Origin of the sequence: Rothia sp. HMSC078H08, assembly GCF_001808955.1 — a bacterium.
GTDB lineage: Bacteria > Actinomycetota > Actinomycetes > Actinomycetales > Micrococcaceae > Rothia.
In genome coordinates this window covers 219,127-241,641 of record NZ_KV795256.1, presented here as the reverse complement: position 1 = coordinate 241,641, position 22,515 = coordinate 219,127, and the positions used below count along the sequence as shown (strand labels likewise).

General features: G+C 61.9%; 21 protein-coding genes. 19 read left to right on the top strand and 2 right to left on the bottom strand.

The features are described from left to right. From rho to HMPREF2528_RS06380, 4 genes are all read left to right on the top strand, one after another. The coding region (rho, locus tag HMPREF2528_RS09275) for a transcription termination factor Rho (protein ID WP_246823902.1) at positions 1-1,228 on the top strand (1,228 nt) is incomplete at its 5' end. Between the two features lie 146 nt (positions 1,229-1,374). Continuing rightward, entirely contained in the window at positions 1,375-2,457 is a 1,083-nt protein-coding gene (gene prfA, locus HMPREF2528_RS06390; protein WP_049333690.1) for a peptide chain release factor 1, read from the top strand. Between the two features lie 149 nt (positions 2,458-2,606). Next, the gene (gene prmC, locus HMPREF2528_RS06385; RefSeq protein WP_070543303.1) at positions 2,607-3,509 is read left to right on the top strand and encodes a peptide chain release factor N(5)-glutamine methyltransferase; all 903 of its coding nucleotides are present in this window, start codon (positions 2,607-2,609) and stop codon (positions 3,507-3,509) included. Positions 3,510-3,677: 168 nt separating this feature from the next. Continuing rightward, positions 3,678-4,868, top strand: a complete 1,191-nt coding sequence (locus tag HMPREF2528_RS06380) for an L-threonylcarbamoyladenylate synthase (RefSeq protein ID WP_070543301.1) — start codon at positions 3,678-3,680, stop codon at positions 4,866-4,868. Between the two features lie 141 nt (positions 4,869-5,009). Here the strand turns inward: HMPREF2528_RS06380 and HMPREF2528_RS06375 are convergent, their stop codons facing one another. After that, the gene (locus tag HMPREF2528_RS06375) at positions 5,010-6,011 is read right to left on the bottom strand and encodes an NAD-dependent epimerase/dehydratase family protein (protein ID WP_070543299.1); all 1,002 of its coding nucleotides are present in this window, start codon (positions 6,009-6,011) and stop codon (positions 5,010-5,012) included. Positions 6,012-6,543: 532 nt separating this feature from the next. On the opposite strand from HMPREF2528_RS06375, the gene HMPREF2528_RS06370 reads away from it, so the two are divergent. From HMPREF2528_RS06370 to HMPREF2528_RS06310, 13 genes are all read left to right on the top strand, one after another. After that, positions 6,544-8,520: a glycosyltransferase gene (locus HMPREF2528_RS06370; RefSeq protein ID WP_070543297.1), complete on the top strand. Its 1,977-nt coding sequence runs from the start codon at positions 6,544-6,546 to the stop codon at positions 8,518-8,520. Continuing rightward, positions 8,520-10,478 (top strand): polysaccharide biosynthesis protein, encoded by a 1,959-nt coding sequence (locus HMPREF2528_RS06365; RefSeq protein WP_070543295.1) that lies wholly within the window; start codon positions 8,520-8,522, stop codon positions 10,476-10,478. The genes HMPREF2528_RS06370 and HMPREF2528_RS06365 overlap by 1 nt, the downstream gene beginning before the upstream one ends. A 108-nt stretch (positions 10,479-10,586) precedes the next feature. Continuing rightward, positions 10,587-11,900 (top strand): MraY family glycosyltransferase, encoded by a 1,314-nt coding sequence (locus HMPREF2528_RS06360; RefSeq protein ID WP_070543292.1) that lies wholly within the window; start codon positions 10,587-10,589, stop codon positions 11,898-11,900. A 329-nt stretch (positions 11,901-12,229) separates the two neighbouring features. Continuing rightward, the gene (locus HMPREF2528_RS09160; protein WP_141744694.1) at positions 12,230-12,472 is read left to right on the top strand and encodes a hypothetical protein; all 243 of its coding nucleotides are present in this window, start codon (positions 12,230-12,232) and stop codon (positions 12,470-12,472) included. 29 nt (positions 12,473-12,501) lie between these two features. Further along, positions 12,502-12,762: a hypothetical protein gene (locus tag HMPREF2528_RS06350; RefSeq protein ID WP_070484171.1), complete on the top strand. Its 261-nt coding sequence runs from the start codon at positions 12,502-12,504 to the stop codon at positions 12,760-12,762. A gap of 112 nt (positions 12,763-12,874) precedes the next feature. Continuing rightward, positions 12,875-13,672, top strand: a complete 798-nt coding sequence (atpB, locus tag HMPREF2528_RS06345) for a F0F1 ATP synthase subunit A (protein ID WP_049347171.1) — start codon at positions 12,875-12,877, stop codon at positions 13,670-13,672. Between the two features lie 157 nt (positions 13,673-13,829). After that, positions 13,830-14,033, top strand: a complete 204-nt coding sequence (gene atpE, locus HMPREF2528_RS06340) for an ATP synthase F0 subunit C (RefSeq protein ID WP_049347173.1) — start codon at positions 13,830-13,832, stop codon at positions 14,031-14,033. Between the two features lie 51 nt (positions 14,034-14,084). After that, the gene (locus tag HMPREF2528_RS06335; protein WP_049347175.1) at positions 14,085-14,642 is read left to right on the top strand and encodes a F0F1 ATP synthase subunit B; all 558 of its coding nucleotides are present in this window, start codon (positions 14,085-14,087) and stop codon (positions 14,640-14,642) included. Beyond that, positions 14,642-15,454 carry a F0F1 ATP synthase subunit delta gene (locus HMPREF2528_RS06330; RefSeq protein ID WP_070543287.1) on the top strand — a complete coding sequence of 271 codons (813 nt, stop codon included), beginning with the start codon at positions 14,642-14,644 and terminating at the stop codon, positions 15,452-15,454. The genes HMPREF2528_RS06335 and HMPREF2528_RS06330 overlap by 1 nt, the downstream gene beginning before the upstream one ends. Before the next feature lie 187 nt (positions 15,455-15,641). Then, the gene (gene atpA, locus HMPREF2528_RS06325; protein WP_070506650.1) at positions 15,642-17,267 is read left to right on the top strand and encodes a F0F1 ATP synthase subunit alpha; all 1,626 of its coding nucleotides are present in this window, start codon (positions 15,642-15,644) and stop codon (positions 17,265-17,267) included. 75 nt (positions 17,268-17,342) lie between these two features. Then, positions 17,343-18,284 (top strand): F0F1 ATP synthase subunit gamma, encoded by a 942-nt coding sequence (locus tag HMPREF2528_RS06320; RefSeq protein ID WP_070506648.1) that lies wholly within the window; start codon positions 17,343-17,345, stop codon positions 18,282-18,284. A gap of 56 nt (positions 18,285-18,340) precedes the next feature. Continuing rightward, a complete protein-coding gene (gene atpD, locus HMPREF2528_RS06315) occupies positions 18,341-19,804 on the top strand; it encodes a F0F1 ATP synthase subunit beta (RefSeq protein WP_005507810.1) in 1,464 nt (487 codons plus the stop codon). Between the two features lie 2 nt (positions 19,805-19,806). Beyond that, positions 19,807-20,064: a hypothetical protein gene (locus HMPREF2528_RS06310; RefSeq protein ID WP_012903754.1), complete on the top strand. Its 258-nt coding sequence runs from the start codon at positions 19,807-19,809 to the stop codon at positions 20,062-20,064. A gap of 263 nt (positions 20,065-20,327) precedes the next feature. Here HMPREF2528_RS06310 and nucS read toward each other — a convergent pair whose 3' ends face one another. Continuing rightward, positions 20,328-21,041 (bottom strand): endonuclease NucS, encoded by a 714-nt coding sequence (nucS, locus tag HMPREF2528_RS06305; RefSeq protein WP_005506450.1) that lies wholly within the window; start codon positions 21,039-21,041, stop codon positions 20,328-20,330. Positions 21,042-21,227: 186 nt separating this feature from the next. Here nucS and HMPREF2528_RS09040 point away from each other — a divergent pair, with 186 nt between their 5' ends. Both HMPREF2528_RS09040 and HMPREF2528_RS06300 read left to right on the top strand, forming a co-directional pair. Continuing rightward, positions 21,228-21,554: an ATP/GTP-binding protein gene (locus HMPREF2528_RS09040; protein ID WP_083297885.1), complete on the top strand. Its 327-nt coding sequence runs from the start codon at positions 21,228-21,230 to the stop codon at positions 21,552-21,554. A gap of 87 nt (positions 21,555-21,641) precedes the next feature. Beyond that, positions 21,642-22,460, top strand: a complete 819-nt coding sequence (locus HMPREF2528_RS06300) for an alpha/beta hydrolase (RefSeq protein ID WP_070543285.1) — start codon at positions 21,642-21,644, stop codon at positions 22,458-22,460. Positions 22,461-22,515 lie beyond the last annotated feature (55 nt).

Here is a 22,515-nt window from a genome sequence, read left to right as displayed (position 1 = left end):
GCGCCGTTCCAAGCGTGACCGTCAGGCCGAGCGCACCGAGAAGCAGGCTCGCCGCCGCGAGGAGAACGAGCCCCGCCTGAACGAAGACGATGTGCTGGCACCGATTTCGGGTGTGCTGGACATCCTCGACAACTACGCGTTCGTGCGCACCACCGGCTACCTGCCGGGCACCAACGACGTGTACGTCTCCCTGGCCCAGGTGAAGAAGTACAACCTGCGTAAGGGCGACCACGTGCTCGGCGCGATTCGCGTGCCGCGCGAGGGCGAGTCGAACAGCCGCCAGCGCTTCAACGCCCTGGTTCAGGTTGAGGCGATTAACGGTCAGAGCGTTGAAGAGGCCGCTAACCGCCGCGTGTTCTCCAAGCTGACCCCGCTCTACCCCAAGGAGCGTCTGCGCCTGGAGACCACTCCGAAGAAGCTGGGTACCCGCGTGGTGGACCTGGTGTCCCCGATCGGTAAGGGCCAGCGTGGTCTGATCGTCTCGCCGCCGAAGGCCGGTAAGACCCTCATGCTGCAGTCCATTGCGAATGCGATTACCGTGAACAACCCGGACGTGTACCTGATGATGGTCCTGGTGGACGAGCGTCCTGAAGAAGTGACCGACATGCAGCGCACCGTCAAGGGCGAGGTTATCGCCTCGACCTTCGACCGCCCCGCCGAGGACCACACCACGGTTGCCGAGCTGGCCATTGAGCGCGCTAAGCGCATGGTGGAGCTGGGCTACGACGTGGTCGTGCTGCTGGACTCCATGACCCGCCTGGGCCGCGCATACAACCTGGCGGCTCCCGCCTCGGGCCGCATCCTCTCCGGTGGTGTGGATTCCGCCGCGCTGTACCCGCCGAAGAAGTTCTTCGGTGCCGCCCGCAACATCGAAGAGGGCGGTTCGCTGACCATTCTGGCTACCGCCCTGGTCGAGACCGGCTCGAAGATGGACGAAGTGATCTTCGAAGAGTTCAAGGGCACCGGTAACATGGAGCTACGTCTGTCCCGCCAGTTGGCCGACAAGCGTATCTTCCCGGCCGTGGACATCAACGCCTCCGGTACTCGCCGCGAAGAGAACCTGCTCTCCCCGGACGAAATCAAGATCATGTGGGGTCTGCGCCGTGCCCTGGCCGGCATGGAGCCCGAGCAGGCCCTGGGCGTTCTGACCAACCAGCTACGCAAGACTGAAAGCAACGTGGAGTTCCTGCTCACGGTGCAGAAGAACGGCCTGCGCCTGGTCGACTAAGACCCGTGTTTCACGCGCCCCACCCCGGTACGACGGTGGGGCGCGTGAGGCGTTCACCCGTGCCTCCCAGCGAGGCGCCCCGTCAGGGGAGTGACGAATTCTAGTGCCCGCCCGTGCGGCGTAAAGTGCGGGAGATGGAAGAGAGAATGTTTGAATCTATTCAGGTTCTGCTGGACGAGCACGCTGACCTGCAGAATCAGCTGGCCGATCCCGCCGTGCAGTCGAATCAGGGTAAGGCACGCCGAGTGGGCCGCCGCTACGCGGAGCTGACCGGTATCGTGACCGCCTACAACAAGTACACCTCGCTCAAGGACGACCTCGAGGCCGCTCGCGAGATGGCCGAGGAGGACCCGGAGTTCGCCGCGGAGATTCCCGGCCTGGAGGAGGAGCTGGAGGTAGCTCAGGAGAAGCTGCGCCGCCTGCTGATTCCGCGTGACCCGGACGATGGCCGTAACGTCATTCTTGAGGTGAAGGCCGGTGCCGGTGGTGACGAGGCCGCTCTGTTCGCGGGTGACCTGCTTCGCATGTACATGCGTTACGCCGAGCACAAGGGCTGGAAGACCGAGATTATCTCGTCGACCAGCACCGATGTTGGCGGTTACAAGGACGCCCAGATTGCTATTAAGGGCTCCTCGAATGAGCCGGCTGAGGGCGTGTGGGCGCACCTGAAGTACGAGGGTGGCGTGCACCGCGTGCAGCGTGTTCCGGCGACCGAGTCTCAGGGCCGTATTCACACTTCCGCCGCCGGTGTGCTGGTGTTCCCCGAGGTGGATGAGCCCGAGGAAATCGAGATTAACCAGAACGACCTGAAGATTGACGTGTACCGTTCTTCGGGCCCCGGCGGTCAGTCGGTGAACACCACCGACTCGGCGGTGCGTATTACCCACCTGCCGACCGGTATTGTCGTGGCGATGCAGAACGAGAAGTCTCAGCTGCAGAACCGTGAAGCCGCGATGCGCGTGCTGCGTGCGCGACTGCTGGCTCACCAGCAGGAGCAGATTGACGCCGAGAACGCGGCACACCGTGCTTCGCAGGTGCGCACCATGGACCGTTCGGAGCGCATCCGTACCTACAACTTCCCGGAGAACCGCATCGCGGATCACCGTACCGGCTACAAGGCATACAACCTGGACGCCGTGCTGAACGGTGACCTGGAGCCGGTGGTTCAGTCCGCTATTGAGATGGACGAGGCGCACCGCCTCGCTCAGGTGGGCCAGGAGCAGAAGTAACCCTGTGCAGAAGTAGTTCTGTATAGGCTTATGCCGATTTTTTGATTCGGCATGAAACGTTGGTGAGGGGCTCGCCGCTACGGCGGTGGAGCCCCTCAGCTATATGTTGTGACAGGCAGTGCGCCGTCAAGATACGAGGAGGAGAGCTCATGAAGGTGAATGTGCACGACCCGCGCGGGGAAGAACTCGCGCAGGTACTTGTGCGCGCCACCGCGGCACTGGCGCAGGTGCCCAGCCCCCGCGTGGACGCCGAGCTACTCGCCGCGCACCTGCTCCACGGCGGCTCGCGTTCGCGCCTACAGCACGCGGCGCTGATGGGGGAGCGGCTCACCCCCGCGCAGGTCGCAGAGTACGAGGCGCTGGTTGCCCGCCGCGCCGCGCGCGAGCCGCTGCAGCACATCACCGGGCGTGCCCCCTTCCACCACCTGGAGCTGTCCGTTGGGCCGGGCGTATTCGTACCCCGGCCCGAAACGGAACTGCTCGTCGAAGAAGCCCTCAAGGTGCTGAGCGCACGCGCCGAGTCGGCGACCGGTCAGTTGCGCATCGTCGACCTGTGCACAGGGTCCGGCGCCATTGCGGCGGCGGTCAAGAGCGAATTGCCGAACGCCCAAGTCTTCGCGGTGGAGCTCTCCGAAGAGGCCATCCCCTACGCCCGCAAGAACCTGGAGTCGCTCGGCGTGCACCTGGTGCAGGGGGACGCCCTCACCGCCCTCACCGAGCTGGCCGGCCGCTTCGACGCGGTGCTCTCCAACCCGCCGTACATTCCGTCGGCGAACGTGCCCGCCGACCCGGAGGCCGCCCTGCACGACCCGGAGATGGCGCTGTACGGCGGGGGAGAAGACGGCATGCAGATGCCGACCGCCATCGCCGCGCGCGCCTACGAGCTGCTGGCCCCCGGAGGCTTCTTCATGATGGAGCACGACGACACTCAGGAAGGGGCCGTCGCTGAGCTCCTGGCGCGCGTTGGCTTCGAGCGGTGCTACCCGGTACGGGACCTGAACGGCAGGCCCCGGCACAGCGCGGGCTACAAACCTGCCGCCGCAGGCTCCTAGCATCGGGGCCGACTCCTAGCATCCGGGTCCGGGCGGGGCCACCGAACGGAGCCGCCGCGCATCCTAACCGTCGTATCAGCCGCCGACGAGGCGCGACGCGTCAACCCCGTGACGCGCACCCTCCCCGGCGTATCGCCGCAATCCATAAAACGTGAGACAATATAACCCGTGACTGCAAAGCTGTACCCCGTAACGACTGAAACCGAGACCCGCGAGGCGCTGGACGCCGCCCGCGAGGCCCTCAAGGCGCACGACACGATTGTGATGCCCACCGATACCGTCTACGGTATTGCCGCCGATGCCTTCTCGCATCAGGGCGTTGCCAAACTGCTGGCAGATAAGGGCCGCGACCGCACCATGCCGCCGCCCGTACTCATCTTTGATATCGCGGCGCTCGCCGGCGTGGTGGATGACGTTCCGGATGACATCTACGACCTGGGCTACCGTTTCTGGCCCGGCGCGCTGACCGTCATTCTTCACGCCTACCCCTCGCTGAGCTGGGACCTGGGCGAGACCCGAGGCACCGTCGCGGTGCGTGTTCCCGACGACGAGTTTGCCCTGAAGCTGCTGACCGAGCACGGCCCGCTGGCCGTCTCGAGCGCTAACAAGACCGGCCAGGAGGCTGCCGCGACCGCCCAGGCCGCCATGGACTCCCTGGGCGAGGACGTCGCGGTGATTATTGACGGTGGCCCCCGCCCGAAGCCGCACGAATCAGAGCCCAACGAGGACGGCGTCACGGTGGTGACCGAACGCGAGCCGGCTCCCTCGACCATCCTGGACTGCACCTCGTTCCCCTACGTGGTGGTGCGCGAGGGCGCGATTCCCGTTGAGGAGCTCCGCGAGGTGATCCCCTCGATTCTGACCCGCGCCGAGGCCGACGAACAGGCGGCCCGCAAGGTTGAGGAGGCGCAGGCCTCATCGCAGAGCGCGTCGAACACCTCGGACGCCTCCCAGCAGGCGCTGGACGAGCAGGAGGGCCTGGACGAAGCCTACGAGCAGTGGGACAGCACCCACACGGTGAGCGGCGAACCCGCCCGCCGCGCCGAGGCACCCGCGGCTGGTTCGATTGCCGCCTCCCTGCTGGGCGCTACGAGCGCGCTGGGTTCGGGCTTCGGCATCACCTCGGTGGACCAGGAGCGCTCGCGCGGCTACCGCGACAACACTCCCAAGCCGATTCGCGCGGATGAGCCGCGGGTTCAGCCCGTCCCTGCCGATACTGCCCGCGCCCTGGTCTTTGGCGAGGCACCCGCCGCCCCGAAGACTGAAGCGAAGGCTGAGCAGAAGAAGACCGAACCTGAAGCCAAGACCGAGGCTGATGCTAAGACCGAGGCTTCGGAAGCCGCCGAGGATCACCTGTAGGCCCGGCCACGGTTAAAACTCCGTGAGTAGAACTCAGGAGTAAAACTTAAGGGAACGCCCGATATATCAACAGATATATCGGGCGTTCCCTTATGCTATCTCGCGCGCGTTAGGCTGCTTTCTCGCCGGAGGCGGCGCCACCTAGCTATTGGCGAAGCGGCGGTCCTTCTTCTTACCCAGTGCCGTGTGGGCGGTGCGCAACACCTCGCGCACGCGCGGGGTGGGTAGCAGGTTGTTCTTGCGGGCCCAGGAATCGTCAATACCCTGACCGAACCACATGACCTCGACCTTACGCACGGAACCGGAGAACCTATCGTTCATGAGCTCCGATACCTTGTAGCCGGCCTTGATGGCCGCGCGGCAGAGCCACTCGGGCAGGTGATGGGGCTTGCGGCGGCCCGCATCCAGCGATGCGGAGGCGACGGTTGCGCCTTCCCAGGGTTGTAGCACGATGGTGGGCAGCTCGCCGGGGAAGGTTCCGAGCATCACCACGAACTCGGCCAGCGCGTACACGCTGGAGACGGGGGACTTACCCTGGCCCGCACCGGCCACCGATGCGAAGGGGGAGGAGGCCATCTTGGCAAAGAGCTCGGTCGTGCGGCGGCCGCGACCCTGAACGCTGGTTGCGCGCAGGATGCACAGCTCGGGTGCGCTCTCGGGATGCTCCTCCAGGAAGTAGTCCTGCAGGTCGAGTAGTGCTTCCTCGCCAAGGGTCTTGGAGAACGAGTAGGCGCTGAAGGGGGCGGTCTCCTCGGATGAGTCGAGCACGAGGCGGGGGCCCTGCACAGCGGCAGAGGAGAGATGAATGACGCGGCGCACGCCGGTGCGCTGGGCGGCAATCGCGATGACAGCCGGCAGCAGGGCGTTCGCACCCATGAGCGGGGGCAGGTCCTGCATATTCGGGGCGGCGAGGCCGGCGGCGTTCACCACGACCTGCGCGCTGGCGAAGGCTTCTGCGAGGGAATCGATGATGCCCTCCAGCTGTTCTGCCTCGTCGATAATGCTGTCTACGTCAAGGGAGCGGGTGGCGAGGCGGGGCGCTTCAATGGGATCGACGCTGATCCCCTCTGCGTTCAGACGCGCAACGATGGCGGAGCCAACAAAGCCGCTGGCGCCAATGACTTTCCACCTGGATTCGGACATGTCTTTACCTCTCAAAAGCCCGCGGTCGGTGCGGGGAAAAACAGGGTCATTTCAACTTTCGCATATTTGCACCGGTTATGGTGAATTGTTGGGGCGGTGACCGGTTTTTGGTCGCTTTTTCGCACGACGGGCACAGCTCGGGCACAGGGGAGCCATCGAAAACAGCCTTGAAAACATTGGCTGAACGGCACCTTGCTTCGCCGCGGGCCGTAATACCAGCTCGTAACCTGCGCCTCCACCTAATCCTTAGAGGTTATTCACCCTCTGGCGAAGGGTGAACTGCCGCGGGGCCGGCGCAGTCCGATATGCGAAAAAACAACCGGTTGAGGTTGAATATGCGTCATAATGGGTGCGTTAGTGGGGGAAGATTCACCTCGAGGTGAAGACCCCGGTAAAATGGTCACTTTGGAGAGTTATATCCTCATCCAGTAGCGTCGCGGGCACCGCCGAAACACCCGGTCCCCGCACGGAGAAGGATTATGCCTCAACGTTGAACGGATAAGGTGCCTCGGCGCCGCGGAGGGAGAACACTATGGCAGAACAGCACAGCGACCGACCCGCGCCTGTCCAGCACCCCGCCGAACATGACGGTCAGCACGAACCCCACGCCGTCGCGGTGGTCGTAACCTACAACCGCCACGATTTGCTTCCCAAGACCCTGGCGGGCATCGCCTCGGGCCGGATGCGCCCGGTCGCCGTGGTCATCGTCGATAACGCTTCCACCGATGACACCGCCGCATACCTGGACTCCCTGGAGTACGACCTGCCGGTGGACCGCATTACCCTGCGGCAGAACATGGGCGGCGCCGGCGGTTTCGCGGTGGGCATCGACCGTGCCCTGGAACGCCACAACCCCGACCTCGTGTGGGTCATGGATGATGACACCGAGCCGACCGAAAACACCCTGGCCGAAGCCGTTGAGGCGTGGCTCGGCTACTCCGAGGTTCCCGCCGAACGCCCCGCGGTGGTGGCCTCTCGCGTGGTGTGGACGAACGGTGAGGACCACCCCATGAACACCCCTCGCACGATGTTTGCGGCGGGGGAGCAGCGCCACGCCCGCGCCCGTGCGGTGGGGGCCCGCCCGATTCGCAGCGCCTCCTTCGTCTCGATTCTCATGGACGCGCAGGCCATCCGCCGTAACGGCGGCCTGCCCATCGCCGAATTCTTCATCTGGAACGACGATTTCGAATTCTCGACCCGCCTGATTCACCACCGCGACGGCATTGCGGTGCCTTCCTCGGTGGCGAAGCACCACACCAAGACCTTCGGCACGACGAACGCCAACCCCGGCCCGCGCTTCTATAACGACGTGCGCAATAAGCTGTGGGTGTTTACGCGCTCGCGTACCCTGAACCCGCTGGAAAAGCTGCTCTACGGTGGTTCTTCGGCCCGCCTGTGGGTCTCCACCCTGCTTCGTACCGACGACCGCCGTACCTACCTGGGGTATTTCCTGAACGGTCTGCGTGACGGCCTGCGCCCGCCCACCCCGAACCGCCGGGTGCTGGAGGGCATCTACCCGCTGACCTTCCCGGGGCGCTACGGCGTTCCGGCCTCGAACCCCGAGCCGGTCGTGACCGGGAACGCCGGGGCCGCTGGATGCGTGAGCTCCGCCCCCGACTTCTCGGTGCTCATGAGCGTGTACGCGAAGGAGAACCCCGCGTACCTGGAACAGGCGCTGGAATCGAATCTGTTGAACCAGACCCTGCGCCCCTCCGAGCTCGTGCTGGTCCTGGACGGTCCGCTTACCCCCGAGCTGCGCGCCGTGGTGGACCGCTGGGGTGCCCGCGCCGAAAACCTGGATTGCCCGCCGATTCAGCTCGTGGAGCTACCGCAGAACGTGGGTTTGGCCGAGGCCCTGAACGCGGGTCTGCAGGCCTGCAGCTACGAGTTGGTGGCGCGCGCCGATTCTGACGATATTTCCGAGCCCACCCGCTTCGCCGAGCTGATTCCGGCCCTGGCCGCGGGTGGCTACGCGCTACTCGGTTCGGCCATGCTCGAGGTCAACGAGAACAACTCGGCGGTCGAATCGGTTCGCGAGGCCATCGTCGAGCCCAAACGACTGCTCCGCGCCATGGATTCGCGCAACCCGATCTACCACCCCTCGGTGGCATTCCGTAAGAGCGCCGTGCAGACCCTCGGCGGTTACGAGTACGTGCCCGGTGCCGAGGACTGGTGGCTGTGGATGCGCCTGCGCGACGCCGGCTACCGCCTGGGCAACCTGCCCGCACCTCTCGTGCGCTACCGCGTGGGCGCCGGCGCCTACACGAAGCGCGGGGGAGTGGACGCCTGGAAGCAGGACTGGGCGATTCAACGCCGACTGTACACGGGCCACGCCATTTCGAAGGCCCGCTGGGCGCAGAACATGGCGGTGCGCAGCGTGTACCGCTTCGTGCCCGAATCCCTGCGCCGCAACGCTTTCCGCGCGCTGTCCACCGTGGCCGCACGCGCATCCTCTACTCGCTCATCTTCGGACCGTTTCACCGGTGCCGCATCTGAAGGAGGCTTTTAATGGCCCAGCTGAAATCTGACGCCCACGAGGCGGTACGACGTGCTGCTCAGCGCGGCACGCTGATGACGGAGGGCGATTCCGGAGCCGTTCTGGTGAATCGTCTGTACGAGCGCAAGCCGTGGTGGCTGATTGCGCAGGCGCTGATTGACTCGAGCGCCTGGGTTCTTGCGGTGCTGTTCGCGTACATGCTGCGCTATAGCGTGCTACTTAGCAATGGCTCGGTGTTTGACATCATCCACCCCATTTCGCTGACGATTACGGCCGCCGGGGCGGTGCTGCTACAGCTGATTTTCGGTTTGGCGGTAGCCAAGATTTATAACGGCGTGTACTCCTACGGATCCTTCGACGAGTCGTGGCGCGCCGCGGCGGCGGCGCTGAGCACGGGCGTGGTGCTGACCGGTTTCTCCTTTGTGGATGAGCTTGTTGGCCTGCCGCATATTCCACACAGTGTGCCCGCGATTGCCGCGGCGTTCAGCCTGATTATGATGGCCGGTGCCCGCATGGCCAAGCGCGTCTATACCGAGCGCGGCGCGGTGCGTGAGCTGACGGGCGAACCGGTGATCGTGTACGGCGCCGGTTTCATCGGCGGCATGGTGATGGATTCCATGCTGCACGATGAGGATGCGAAGCTTCGCCCGGTTGCGGTCTTCGACGATGACCAGCTGAAGGCCGGCACTAAGTTCCACGGTATCCAGGTGATTACGACCTACCGCGAGCTGGAGCGCGCGATTCGCGAATCGGGCACTCACAAGGTGATCGTCACGATTTCCGATATGCCGGAGGACTATTTTGAGGCCTTCTGCAACCGCATGCGTAAGCTTAAGGTTGAGGTTCAGCGTATCAGTAGCGCGAATGCTCGACTGATGGGCGAGCGTCTGATTACCGCGAGCGATAACGACCTGATGCGCGTGATTCGTGGCGAGATTAACTACGATATTGACCGCGATATTCTGCGTTCGTACCTGCACGGTAAGCGTGTACTGGTTACGGGTGCGGGCGGTTCGATTGGTTCTGAGCTCTGCCGCCAGATTAGCGAATTTGAGCCCGAGACCCTGATGATGCTCGACCACGACGAGACTCTGCTGATGGACACCAAGGTGTCGATTACGCACGAGTCAAGCCTGGACGACGACCGCATCATCCTCGCGGATATTCGCGAGGGCGATACCCTGCTGGAGATTTTCCGGGAGCGCCGCCCCGAGGTGGTGTTCCACGCCGCCGCGCTGAAGCACGTGTCGGCGCTGGAGGCCTACCCGCAGGAGGCCTGGAAGACGAACTCCCTGGGCACCCTGAACGTCTTGCGTGCCGCCGAGGCCGTGGGTGTAAAGACCTTCGTAAACGTCTCGACCGATAAGGCGGCGGACCCGAAGACGGCCCTGGGCCAGTCCAAGCGCGTGGCGGAGCGCCTGACCGCGTACTTTGGCGAGAAGACCGGCAACACCTACGTGTCGGTGCGGTTCGGCAACGTGTTTGGTTCGCGCGGCTCGATTAAGCCGCTCTTCACCAAGCAGATTCTCTCTGGCGGCCCGATTACCCTGACCGATAAGCGCGCGACCCGCTACTTCATGCTCATCGCGGATGCCTGCCTGCTCGTGATGCTGGCCGGTGCGATTGGCCGTCCGGGCGAGGTCATGGTGCTGGACATGGGCCAACCGGTCAAGATCCTGGACGTGGCCAAGGCGATGCGCCAGGCCTACGAACGCTATGACGTTGAAATCAAGGAGATTGGCCTGCGCAAGGGCGAGAAGCTAGACGAGACGCTCTTCGGCGATACGGAGAAGCTCGTGCCCAGCGAGGAGAACCGCTACATTTCACGCTCGAGCGCGCCGGCCCTGAACCCGGACGAGCTGGATTACGAGCTGTGGATTCAGAACTACCGCGAGCACAGCGGCTACGAACGCCACGGCCTGGAGCGCGCACCCGATCCGCGCACCCTGGAGAACGCGCAGACCTTCTAACCGACTGGCTCTTCGACGCCGCCCCTATCGGAGCGTCTTCCCGGCGCCCCGGGGTCGGCGGAGCCATACGATAAACACATTCACAAGACAGTACGACCCGGAGCCATCATGACCTCCTTTCCCGAGCTAACGAGCATTTTCGTTCTTGCGGTGATTGCCGGTGCCCTCCTGCCCTTTGCGGTGCGTCCGATTCTGCATCGTTACAACATGGTGGACATCCCCAACGAACGGTCCTCGCACACCACGCCGACCTACCGCGGCATGGGCCTGGCGACGGCCGCGGCGACCCTGCTGGCTTTCCTCGTGGCGACCCTGCTGGGCTGGACCTACCGCTCCGCCGAGTCCCTGCAGCTGGCCATCACGATTGCCGCCGCCATGCTTTTCTCCCTGGCCCTGGGCTGGCTCGAAGATATTCGCGGCGTGAGTATCGTTCGTCGCGCTGCCCTGCAGCTGGTCATCGGTGTGTTGGTGAGCGTCAGTTTCGCGACGGTTCAGGGGACCAATCCGTTGCTGGTGGTGGTTGGTGCCGTGTTCATCGCGGGCTACATTAACGTGGCCAACTTTATGGACGGCATCAACGGCATCTCGGGTGCTCACGGCCTGGTGGCCGGTTTGGCGTACGCGCTGACCGGTTGGATGGTCAACCTGCCCTGGCTGGCTATGGGGGGTGTGGCGGTGGCCGGCGCGTACCTGGCGTTTCTGCCGTGGAACGTGCGCCCGGGCAAGAACGTCTTTCTGGGGGATGCCGGTTCCTACGTGCTGGGTACGGCCCTAGGCACTCTGGCGGTGGGCGCCTGGTTTGCTGACGTTCCGGTGCTGCTGGCCTTCGCTCCTCTCGTTACCTATCTGGCCGATGCCGGTTCGACTCTCTTCCGCCGCTTCATGGCGGGGGGGCAATGGTACAAGCCGCACCGCACTCACGTGTATCAGCGCCTGACGGACGTGGGCTTCAGCCACCTGGGATCGACCGCAGTGGTTACGGGCATGACGATTTTGGTGTGGGTCCTGCTGGCCTTCGCCTCCGACCTGTACACCTCGGGTGCTGGTTTTGCCGCGCTCGGCGTGGTGCTTGTGGCGCTCGCCGTGCTGGCCGTGTACCTGCGCATGCCGCAGCTTTTTGGTGGTGAAGCCCCCAGCTCAACGATTGACCTGACGAAGGCGGCGAAGGGCGGCTCCTCTGCCGAGGCCGGTACCCCCTCGTCGGCTTCTCCCGCGGAGCAGCCGGCAGCCCCGAAGAAGGCGGGTCGGGGCACCTCGTCTTCTTCTGCGACCGGTGTTCCCGCAACCCCGGAGCGGGTGGAACCGACCTCTCTGCATCCCGCGCCCATCATTCCGGACTCGGTGAAAGATTACGCGGAGCAGCCTTCTAATGAGCACTCTTCTGCGCCTCAGTCGAAACAGAACCGTGGGGAGAAACACTAATGGTGTCTAGGTCGCCACAACCTCAAAAGGAGGCTGTAGCAGAGCCTGTCTGGAGGCGCGTGGCCGATGTTCTGTGGTACCCACCCGCGGAGCGTAGGAGGCAACGGGAACGTCGCCGAGAGCGTGCCCGGGTAGGACTGAGGGCATCTTCTTACGAGAGTCAAGAGCTTTCCTGGAAATTTTTGTTCTACAGGGTATCGGCATACTCTTTGCTGGCTTGGTTCGGCGGTATGATGAGTGCGTGCCTGTTTGCGGGCCCCGTGGGCGCGCTAGGAATAACATTGGGCTTTCTGATAATCTATATATGCTTCACTCTGGGCGTATTAGTTATGCTGATTGCTCCCATTTTCGACTGGGGCGTACCCAAATCGCTGGTGGTGAGCTACCTTGTGAAGATTGCCCTGCTCGGTCTGGTGTTGATGTTTGTTCCGTTCCCAGAGAACCTGAGGCACGGTTGGACTCTCGCAGGCGCATGCACCGGCGTGATTCTGTGGATTGTTATTGAGACAGTCAGCATTGCACGATTGAGAATTTTGTACTTCGACACCGACTCGGAAGACCATAGTCGGTAACACGATAGGTGTTTGAAAGGAATATACGTTTGGCCGAGGAGAAGAAGTGGTGGGACGGAGATCGAAAGCTCCGCACCACCGGAGAATTGGTATCCGGCGGAGGTCTCTCCGGCGCCGTGATGTCAATTCTCTACCTGATCATCGGCGTTGCGGTGTGGGGAGGTATTGGTTACCTCGGTGACCTGGTCTTCTCCACCACCTGGATGGTATGGGTTGGCGTCTTAATCGGCGCCATCGGGGGTTTAACCCTCGTCTTCACCCATATGGCCAGGCAGAATACGGACCGCTAGGTCATTGAACGCGGACCGCTAGGTCACACATTCATCCATGTAGTTAGCATGTCAGTCACGCAAGAGCTGGCATGGGCTCTTGATAGCCACAAGCAGCAAGAAAGGACTTGCTTTGATCGAGAACGGGTTGATCCTCGCGGAAGCCGGGGCCTATGTTCCGCCAAACCCCGAAGACATGCATCTTCCCCCCTTCTTCACCATTGGTGATTTCGCCTTTGGTAAGCAGAACGCGCTGGTGCTACTCTCCGTGGTGATTATTGCGGTCTTCTTCCTCACCGCAGCGCGCAAGCGTGCCATGGTTCCCGGAAAGACTCAGTTCATCGCTGAGTCCGGCTACCTGTTTGCTCGCAACACCCTCGGCAAGGAAACCCTGGGTGTTCAGCACTACAAGCCTTTCGTCCCGATTCTGTTCGCCTCCTTCTTCTTTGTTCTGGTGAACAACCTTTACGGCGCGATTCCGTTCATCCAGCTGCCCTCCTTCTCCCACCCCGGTAGCGCCTACGCGCTGGCTGGCGTGGCATACCTGACCTGGGTCGGCGTGGGCATCAAGCGCAAGGGCCTGGGCGGCTTCTTCAAGGACATCACCATGCCTGCGGGCCTGCCGATGTGGATTTACCCCCTCCTGATCCCGATCGAGTTCTTCTCGAACATGCTGATTCGCCCCGCAACCCACGCACTGCGTCTTTTCGCGACCATGTTCGGTGGTCACGTGGCGCTGATGGTTGCATCCAGCATGGTGACCTACATGGTTGAGGCTCTGGGCGGTATCGGCTACCTGGCTGCTATTGCTCCCGGTGCTCTGGGCATGTTCCTGTACTTCCTGGAATTCATGATTCAGTGCATCCAGGCTTATGTGTTCGCTCTGCTGCTGGCTGTGTACCTGCAGGGCTCGGTTTCTGAGGGACACTAGTCGGTTCGCTGACACTTTAGATTTTTATTAGGTTTTCGCGTTCGTCATTGGGCGTGAATAAAGCAACCCACACGTTCACTGTGCGGGTTATTAACTCAAACCAAACTCTGTTCGGTCCGGGTATGTTCCCGGTCGAACACTGTTGAAAGGAAAAATAATGGTTGGTTCCATCACTGCGGTTGGCTACGGTCTGGCAGCTATTGGCGGCGGCATCGGCGTGGGTCTGATCTTCGCGGCATACATGACCAGCGTTGCTCGTCAGCCCGAGTCCCAGAAGACCCTGCAGCCCATGCTGTTCCTGGGCTTCGCAGTGGTCGAGGCACTGGCAATTCTGGGCCTGGTTCTCGTCTTCATCAAGTAACCGGCTCCGCCACATCCTAAACGACCCATCCCATAGAACAGGATTCCCTCCATGATTTATCTGGCAAGCGAAGGGGGAGCGGAGGCAACTTCGAACCCCCTCATTCCCGACGTCGGGGAAATTGTCATTACCCTCATCGGATTCCTGATCCTCTACTACATCGTTGCTAAGTACGTCGTCCCGGCGTTCGAGAAGATCTACCAGGACCGTAAGGAAGCAATCGAAGGTGGCCTTGCCAAGGCCGAGAAGGCACAGGCAGAGGCTGCAGCGGCTCGCGATGAGTACACCCAGCAGCTCGAAAGCGCTCGACTGGAGGCTCAGAAGATTCGTGAAGAGGCACGCGCAGAGGGCGAGGCAATCATTGCCGACGCTCGCGAGCGTGCAACCGCTGAAGCACAGCGCATTAGCGATAACGCGCTGAAGGCTATCGAGGCAGAGCGTGCGGCAGCAGCAGTGTCCCTCCGTTCCGAGGTTGGCACTCTGGCTACCACCCTTGCCGGCAAGATTGTGGGCGAAGCCCTCAACGATGATGAGCGATCGGCCCGTGTGGTAGATCGTTTTCTTGCTGACCTTGAAACCGAGAAGCAGAACGCAGGTGCGGCTCGGTAATGGCAGGAGTATCTACTGAATCACTGAGCAAGGTGGAAGAGGTTCTGGAAGCCCACGCTTCCCTGCAGCCTCTGAAGCTTGCGGGCGAGCTTTTCGCACTGGTCGACGTGCTCGACCATAACGGCACCCTTCGCCGCGCCGTCACCGATTCTTCGCGTGACGCAGCGGCCCGCCAGGGAATCGTCAATTCCGTTTTTGACGGTAAGATCTCTTCGCAGGCTATGGCTGTGCTCACCAATGCGGTGGCTCAGCGCTGGTCCGAGGATTCCGATCTGTCGGATGCCCTGGAACGTGCAGCGGTGCTCGCCGTAATCGCATCGGCTCAGTCTCGCGGTGGCGTGGATGCCCTGGACGAGGTACTCAACGAACTACTCACCTTTGTGCGTACCGTTGATTCCAACGCTCAGGCGCAGGAAGCGCTGTCCGACCATCAGGCAAGCAAAGAAGCAAAGAAGAAGCTCGCCGTGGCGCTCGGTGGCCCCGCCACCACCGCCGAGGGTGTGCTTCTGCTCGAACGAGTTGGCTCTAATCCTCGTGGCCTTCACGCCGCGCGGGCTGCCGACGAGTTCGCAGAAATCATCGTCAAGCGACAGAACCGTTACATTGCGCGCGTTACCAGCGCAATCAACCTGTCGCAGGCACAGCTTGAACGTCTCGGTCGCGCACTCAACGCCGTGTACGGCCGCGAGCTGAAGCTCGACGTTTCGGTGGATCCCGCCGTTCTGGGCGGTTTGCGTGTTCAGGTGGGCGACGAGGTGATCGACGGTACCGTCGAGACCCGCATGTCCGACCTGGCTCGTTCCATCGGCTAGCGGCTCAAGCTAGCGACGCTGAACCGTTCGTCGCAACGGTGATTTAGAAGATACCTCGGGTTGCGGGTGCGTGGCAGATGCCTCCTTCGCAGAAGCAGTGGCATTGCCCGCCCGTTCAACCCGAATTGCAAGTTTCGGTTGGTTCCGTTGACGGAACGCAACCACAATGAGAGAGCAGGGACACAAGATGGCCGAACTGACCATCAATGCCGACGATGTCCGTAATGCGCTGAACGAGTTTGCAGCGTCTTACGAACCCGGCAATGCAGAACGTGTTGAGGTGGGTCGAGTTGTATCGGCCTCCGACGGTATCGCTCGTGTCGAGGGCCTTCCCTCGGTTATGGCGAATGAGCTGCTTCGTTTCGAAGACGGCACCCTCGGCCTCGCACAGAACCTGGATACCCGCAATATTGGTGTGATCGTCCTGGGTGACTTCACCGGTATTGAAGAGGGCCAGGTCGTACACCGCACCGGTGAGGTCCTCTCGGTGCCCGTTGGCGACGCGTACCTCGGTCGCGTTGTTGACCCCCTGGGTAACCCGATCGATGACCTGGGCCCCATTGAGGCTGAAGGTCGCCGCGCACTGGAGCTGCAGGCTCCCGGCGTGACCCAGCGTAAGTCGGTTCACGAGCCGCTGCAGACCGGTCTGAAGGCAATCGACTCGATGATTCCGATTGGTCGCGGTCAGCGTCAGCTGATCATTGGTGACCGCCAGACCGGTAAGACCGCTATTGCGATCGACACCATTCTGAACCAGAAGGACAACTGGGCTTCGGGTGACCCCAACAAGCAGGTTCGATGCATCTACGTGGCTGTTGGCCAGAAGGCATCCACCATTGCAGCTGTCCGCCACACCCTTGAGACTCGCGGCGCGCTGGAGTACACCACCATCGTGGCATCTCCCGCATCCGACGCAGCAGGCTTCAAGTACCTGGCACCCTACACCGGTTCGGCTATCGGCCAGCACTGGATGTACGGTGGCAAGCACGTCCTCATCATCTTCGACGACCTGTCGAAGCAGGCAGAAGCATACCGCGCTGTGTCCCTGCTGCTGCGCCGCCCGCCGGGACGTGAAGCATACCCCGGTGACGTCTTCTACCTGCACTCCCGCCTGCTGGAGCGTTGCGCTAAGCTCTCTGACGACCTGGGCGCAGGCTCGATGACCGGCTTCCCGATCATTGAGACCAAGGCAAACGACGTTTCCGCCTTCATTCCGACCAACGTCATCTCCATTACTGACGGCCAGATCTTCCTGCAGTCCGACCTGTTCAACGCTAACCAGCGTCCGGCAGTCGACGTCGGTATCTCCGTCTCCCGTGTTGGTGGTGCCGCACAGACCAAGGCTATGAAGAAGGTCTCCGGTACCCTGAAGCTGGAGCTGGCACAGTACCGTGCAATGGAAGCGTTCGCAATGTTCGCATCCGACCTGGACGACGCTACCAAGGCACAGCTGACCCGCGGTTCTCGCCTGACCGAGCTGCTGCGTCAGCCGCAGTACACCCCGTACGCAGTTGAAGAGCAGGTTGTCTCCATTTGGGCTGGTACCTCCGGTCACCTCGACGACATTGAGGTTTCCGACGTGCTGCGCTTCGAGGAAGGCTTCATCGAGTACCTGCGTCACAAGACCTCGGTACTGACCGATATCGCTTCCTCCGGCAAGCTTGAGGATGACACCGTTGCAGCTCTGAAGTCCGCAGTTACTGACTTCAAGCAGGGTTTCAAGTCTGAGGGCAGCAGCCACCTCGTCGACGCAGGTCACGAGGAGCACAAGGCAGCTCGCGATAGCGACATCACTCAGGAAACCATCGGTTAGCGATTAGTCCTCGCCTTCTCCCCGCCTCAGCTATGAGGCTGGGGCGGGGCAGAAAGCAAGGAGAAAGGAAGCTCTATGGGAGCCCAGATTAGGGTTTACCGACAGAAGATTGCTTCGACGTCGTCTATGAAGAAGATCTTCAAGGCGATGGAGATGATCGCGACCTCCCGCATTAACAAGGCTCGTAACGCTGCTCAGGCAGCCGGCCCTTACGCGAACGCTCTGACCCGCGTGGTGACTGCGGTTGCAACTCAGCACGGTATTAAGCACCCGCTGATTCACAAGCCGAACGAGTCCGAAGCCTACGAACACCGCCGCTCCGCAATCCTGGTTGTTACCAGTGACCGCGGTCTGGCAGGTTCGTACTCCTCCGCTATCCTGCGTCGTACCGAATCTCTGATTGAGAGGCTGCGCTCTAACGGCCAGGAGGTACAGCTGTACCTGGTTGGTCGTAAGGCAAAGGCTTACTTCGAGTTCCGTGAGCGCCCCTACGCCCGTGCGTGGGAGGGCCACACCGATGCACCTCGCGTCGAAACCGCCGTCGAGATTCGTGACGCGCTGCTCGAAGCCTACGACCTGCCCTTCGAAGAGGGCGGCGTGGACGAACTGCACATCGTATACACCGAGTTCAAGTCGATGGTTGTTCAGGAACCCAAGATTCTGCGCCTGCTGCCCATCCACGTGGGTGATGCAAAGGCTATGGGCGAGGAAATCGTTCCCGACCAGGAACTGACCAAGGCTGAGTACGAGCAGGCGGCATCCTTCGAGTTCGAGCCCTCCGCTGAGGAAGTGCTCAACGCGCTGTTGCCGCGCTACATTGCATCGCGTATCTTCTCCTGCCTCCTGCAGGCAGCAGCAAGTGAGCTGGCATCCCGCCAGCGCGCAATGAAGACCGCAGGTGACAACGCTGAGACGCTGATTACCAAGTACACCCGTTTGATGAACAACGCACGTCAGGCGGAAATTACTCAGGAGCTCTCCGAAATCGTGGGCGGCGCAGACGCCCTCGGCTCCTAGTACTTGTACGCCAACGAAGCCATCAACTGTCCAAACTTTCTAAGTAAGTGAGAAATATGACTGCCACCTACAACGAATCGGTCTCCGCACCGACTCAGGGCGCAACGGGTCGTATTGCCCGCGTCATCGGCCCCGTGGTCGACGTCGAGTTCCCCGCCGGTCAGGTCCCCGAGATTTACAACGCTCTGACCACCGAGCTGACCCTCGACGGCCGTACCCGCACTATCACCTTCGAGACCGCACAGCACCTGGGCGACTCGATCGTTCGCGCTATCTCCCTGCAGCAGACTGACGGCCTGGTCCGCGGTCAGGCTGTAGTCGACACCGGCGCACCGATCTCCGTCCCCGTTGGTGACGGCGTGAAGGGCCACATTTTCAACGTTCTCGGTGACGCACTCGACGTGCCGAACTCCGAGATCAAGGCTGACACCTACTGGCCGATCCACCGTGCCGCTCCCGGCTTCGCAGAGCTGGAAGGCTCCACCGAAATGCTGGAGACCGGTATTAAGTCCATCGACCTTCTGACCCCCTACATCAAGGGCGGTAAGATTGGTCTGTTCGGTGGTGCAGGCGTGGGTAAGACCGTGCTGATCCAGGAAATGATTACCCGTGTGGCTCGTAACTTCGGTGGTACCTCCGTGTTCACCGGTGTTGGCGAGCGTACCCGTGAGGGTAACGACCTGTGGGTCGAAATGGAAGAAGCAGGCGTTCTGAAGGACACCGCTCTTGTGTTCGGCCAGATGGATGAGCCCCCGGGAACCCGTCTGCGCGTGGCACTGACCGGTCTGACCATGGCGGAGTACTTCCGCGATGTTCAGAACCAGGACGTGCTGCTGTTCATCGACAACATCTTCCGTTTCACTCAGGCAGGTTCTGAGGTTTCCACCCTGCTGGGCCGCATGCCCTCCGCAGTGGGTTACCAGCCGAACCTGGCGGACGAAATGGGTCTACTGCAGGAGCGTATTACCTCCACCCGCGGTCACTCCATCACCTCCATGCAGGCAATTTACGTGCCTGCGGATGACTACACCGACCCGGCGCCGGCAACCACCTTCGCGCACCTGGATGCGACCACCGAGCTCTCTCGTGAAATCGCATCGCGCGGTCTGTACCCGGCAATTGACCCGCTGTCCTCCACCTCCCGAATTCTGGACGCACAGTACATCGGTCAGGAGCACTACGACACCGCAATTCGCGTGAAGGCTATTCTGCAGGAAAACAAGGAACTGCAGGACATCATCGCGATTCTGGGCGTGGACGAGCTCTCCGAGGAGCAGAAGATCGTCGTGGCACGTGCACGTCGTATCGAGCAGTTCCTCTCCCAGAACACCTACACTGCAAAGCAGTTCACCGGTGTCGAGGGTTCGACCGTTCCGCTGAAGGACACCATCGAGTCCTTCCAGATGATCTGCAACGGCGATGTCGACCACATCCCCGAGCAGGCGTTCTACAACATTGGTGGTATGGACGACGTTATGCGCCGCTACGAGGAAATCAAGGCACAGACTGGAGCTAAGTAATCATGGCTCTGAAAGTTGAAGTTGTTTCCCGCGAACGCGTCGTGTGGACTGGCGAAGCGAAGTACGTTCGTGCACGCTCCGTCAGCGGTGACCTCGGTATCCTGCCGGGTATGATTCCCACCTGCACGCTGCTGGCACAGGACGGCGAGCTGCTCATTGAACCCGTTGATGGTGAGCCCATTAAGACCATCCTCAACGCAGGTTTCTTGACCGTCTCGAACGATCACGTGACCATCGCTGCAAAGCACGCAGAGATCTAAAGCCAGTTCCCCGTAAGGGGAATTGACCACTGTGTACACCTCGCCGGTGCTCCTCCCCGAAAGGGACGGGCACCGGCGATTGGTGTATCTGGGGTAGAGCGTGTGCCCAGAGAGAGCGCGCGTGCAGAACGACAGCGTGCATAGAAAGATGATGCGCAGAAAGATCGGTATACGCAGAAAAGGGGCGCCTCCCATGTATCGGGAGGCGCCCCTCAAGCTATGTGTAGCCGCCTAGCTAGAGCAGCTTAGAACAGGCCGGTCAGCTAGAACAGGCGGTCAGCCGAATCGTCCACGCCGCGCATCGCGTCGTAGTCCAGGCTCACGCAGCGGATACCGCGGTCCTCAGCCAGGGTACGAGCCTGCGGCTTAATCGTCTGCGCCGCAAACACGCCGCGCACCGGTGCCAGCAGCGGGTCACGGTTGAGCAGCTCCAGGTAACGGGTCAGCTGCTCCACACCGTCAATATCGCCCACACGCTTGAGCTCGACCGCCACGGAGACGCCGTGCGCATCCTTCGCCATGATGTCGACCGGACCGATAGCGGTCGGGTACTCGCGGCGTACCAACGAATAGCCCTCACCGAGAGTGTGGATCTGCTCGGCGAGCAGACGCTGCAGGTCAGCTTCCACACCGTCCTTGATGAGGCCGGGGTCAACACCCAGGTCGGTGGCGTGCTCGTGCTCAATCTTGTAGATACGAATCATGAGGCGGTCATCGCTCTTAGCTGCCTGAACGGTCCACAGCTGCTGAACATCGGATTCCAGGTCCTCACGGATGCTCTGCGGAACGTCCTCACGCTCAGCCACCAGCAGGGAGCAGGGAGGGCTCATCCAGTTCAGGGGCTTGTAGGAACCGCCGTCGGAGTGAATGAGGACGGAGCCGTCATTCTTGACCATCAGCAGGCGGGTAGCGCGGGGCAGGTGGGCGCGGAGGCGGCCCTCATAATCTACGGAGCATTCAGCAATGACAATACGCATCCGTCCACTCTAGCAGGTACGAGTGTTTGGCTCTAGCAGGTGAGGGTATGAGCTAGGGAACCCGTGCTTGGTACAGGTTGGGTTACAGAGCGGGGGAGTACCGCCTCAGAATGAGGAAGAGCGCAGAGCGAACAGCGGCAGGGCTGGTAGGTAGAGATAGTTGAGTGGCGCGGTAGAATAGGGCTCATGGCACGTAAGAATCATCCCGGCAGGCGAGCATCCGGCACCACCAGCGATAAGTGGCACCGTCAAGCACCCGCAGGGCGTGATATCAGCAGGATTCTCGACCCAGCGCCCCGACTGGAACGTGACCGATACGGTGACTGGCTGGTGCAATACATTGCAGCCGTCAACGCCCAAAAAACCTACACCTGCCCCGAATGCTACCGCCCGATTCCGCCCAGAACAGCGCATCTGGTGGTGTGGCAAGAAAGCCACACGATGGGCCGTAGCCGCGCCATTGATGAGCGCAGGCACTGGCATCAGCATTGCTGGCGCACCCGCCGTAAATAGGCTGAACACTGCACTTAAAGTGCAGCCCAAGACCCAAGACCCTAGACCCTAGTCCACATTCTCGAATCCAATTCTTGAAGGAACGCAATGAGCAACACCGCCGATATCACTCGCGAGCAGGAATTCGATCCCGCCCGCTACGTCTTCAGCACCGCTGCTGAGCCCACCCCCATTAAGGCACGTACTGTGCTTCCTGCACGCCGCGAGAACTTCACCGTCATCACCGCGGACGGTAAGCGCCTCGTCGGTGAACTCGCCCTGCCCGAAGGCGAAATCAAGGCAACCCTGGTGACCTTCCACCCGCTGCCCACCCACGGCGGCTACATGGACTCGCACGTGTACAAGAAGGCGTCCTTCCGCCTGCCGGCGCTGTCGAACATTGCGGTGCTGCGTTTCAACACCCGCGGTACCTCCTCGATTCGCGGCACCAGCGAAGGCGTCTTTGACGGCGGCTTTGCCGAGAAGAAGGACTTTGACGCAATTCTGAAGTTCGTACGCGAGCGCGCCCTGCCGAACCCCTGGCTGGTCGGCTGGTCCTTCGGCACCGAGCTGGTGCTCAAGTACGCGCCCGAATACGCGAACGAGTTCACCGGCGCCATTCTGCTCTCCCCGCCGTTGCACCGCGTGCACCCGGCTGAGCTGGACGAGTGGAACAAGATCTCGAACCCGCTGTACGCGCTGGTGCCCGAGCATGACGACTACCTGCAGCCTCCGGCAGCGCGTGAGCGTTTCGCGGCTGTACCGCGTACTCGGGTAATTCCCTTCGAGGGTTGCAAGCACCTGTGGGTGGGCGAGAAGTCCGTGCAGCAGGTCCTGAACACTATTGTCAGCATCGTAACCGGTGTGCCCACTGAACTGCCCACCGAGTACAACGGCCCGGTGGCAGAAGAAATTACTGAGCTCTAAAGGCTCGACACAAAACGTAAAGGCGGCGGCTTTGGATAGAACATCCAAAGCCGCC

Bases quoted from the DNA above. Each gene is read 5' to 3' on its own strand.
- HMPREF2528_RS06335 (WP_049347175.1), top strand. From the start codon at position 14,085: ATGATTTATCTGGCAAGCGAAGGGGGAGCGGAGGCAACTTCGAACCCC.
- HMPREF2528_RS06320 (WP_070506648.1), top strand. From the start codon at position 17,343: ATGGGAGCCCAGATTAGGGTTTACCGACAGAAGATTGCTTCGACGTCG.
- HMPREF2528_RS09040 (WP_083297885.1), top strand. From the start codon at position 21,228: ATGGCACGTAAGAATCATCCCGGCAGGCGAGCATCCGGCACCACCAGC.
- HMPREF2528_RS09160 (WP_141744694.1), top strand. From the start codon at position 12,230: ATGCTGATTGCTCCCATTTTCGACTGGGGCGTACCCAAATCGCTGGTG.
- atpE (WP_049347173.1), top strand. From the start codon at position 13,830: ATGGTTGGTTCCATCACTGCGGTTGGCTACGGTCTGGCAGCTATTGGC.
- HMPREF2528_RS06375 (WP_070543299.1), bottom strand. From the start codon at position 6,011: ATGTCCGAATCCAGGTGGAAAGTCATTGGCGCCAGCGGCTTTGTTGGC.
- HMPREF2528_RS06360 (WP_070543292.1), top strand. From the start codon at position 10,587: ATGACCTCCTTTCCCGAGCTAACGAGCATTTTCGTTCTTGCGGTGATT.
- prmC (WP_070543303.1), top strand. From the start codon at position 2,607: ATGAAGGTGAATGTGCACGACCCGCGCGGGGAAGAACTCGCGCAGGTA.
- HMPREF2528_RS06310 (WP_012903754.1), top strand. From the start codon at position 19,807: ATGGCTCTGAAAGTTGAAGTTGTTTCCCGCGAACGCGTCGTGTGGACT.
- HMPREF2528_RS06330 (WP_070543287.1), top strand. From the start codon at position 14,642: ATGGCAGGAGTATCTACTGAATCACTGAGCAAGGTGGAAGAGGTTCTG.
- atpD (WP_005507810.1), top strand. From the start codon at position 18,341: ATGACTGCCACCTACAACGAATCGGTCTCCGCACCGACTCAGGGCGCA.
- atpA (WP_070506650.1), top strand. From the start codon at position 15,642: ATGGCCGAACTGACCATCAATGCCGACGATGTCCGTAATGCGCTGAAC.
- HMPREF2528_RS06365 (WP_070543295.1), top strand. From the start codon at position 8,520: ATGGCCCAGCTGAAATCTGACGCCCACGAGGCGGTACGACGTGCTGCT.
- HMPREF2528_RS06300 (WP_070543285.1), top strand. From the start codon at position 21,642: ATGAGCAACACCGCCGATATCACTCGCGAGCAGGAATTCGATCCCGCC.
- prfA (WP_049333690.1), top strand. From the start codon at position 1,375: ATGTTTGAATCTATTCAGGTTCTGCTGGACGAGCACGCTGACCTGCAG.
- nucS (WP_005506450.1), bottom strand. From the start codon at position 21,041: ATGCGTATTGTCATTGCTGAATGCTCCGTAGATTATGAGGGCCGCCTC.
- HMPREF2528_RS06370 (WP_070543297.1), top strand. From the start codon at position 6,544: ATGGCAGAACAGCACAGCGACCGACCCGCGCCTGTCCAGCACCCCGCC.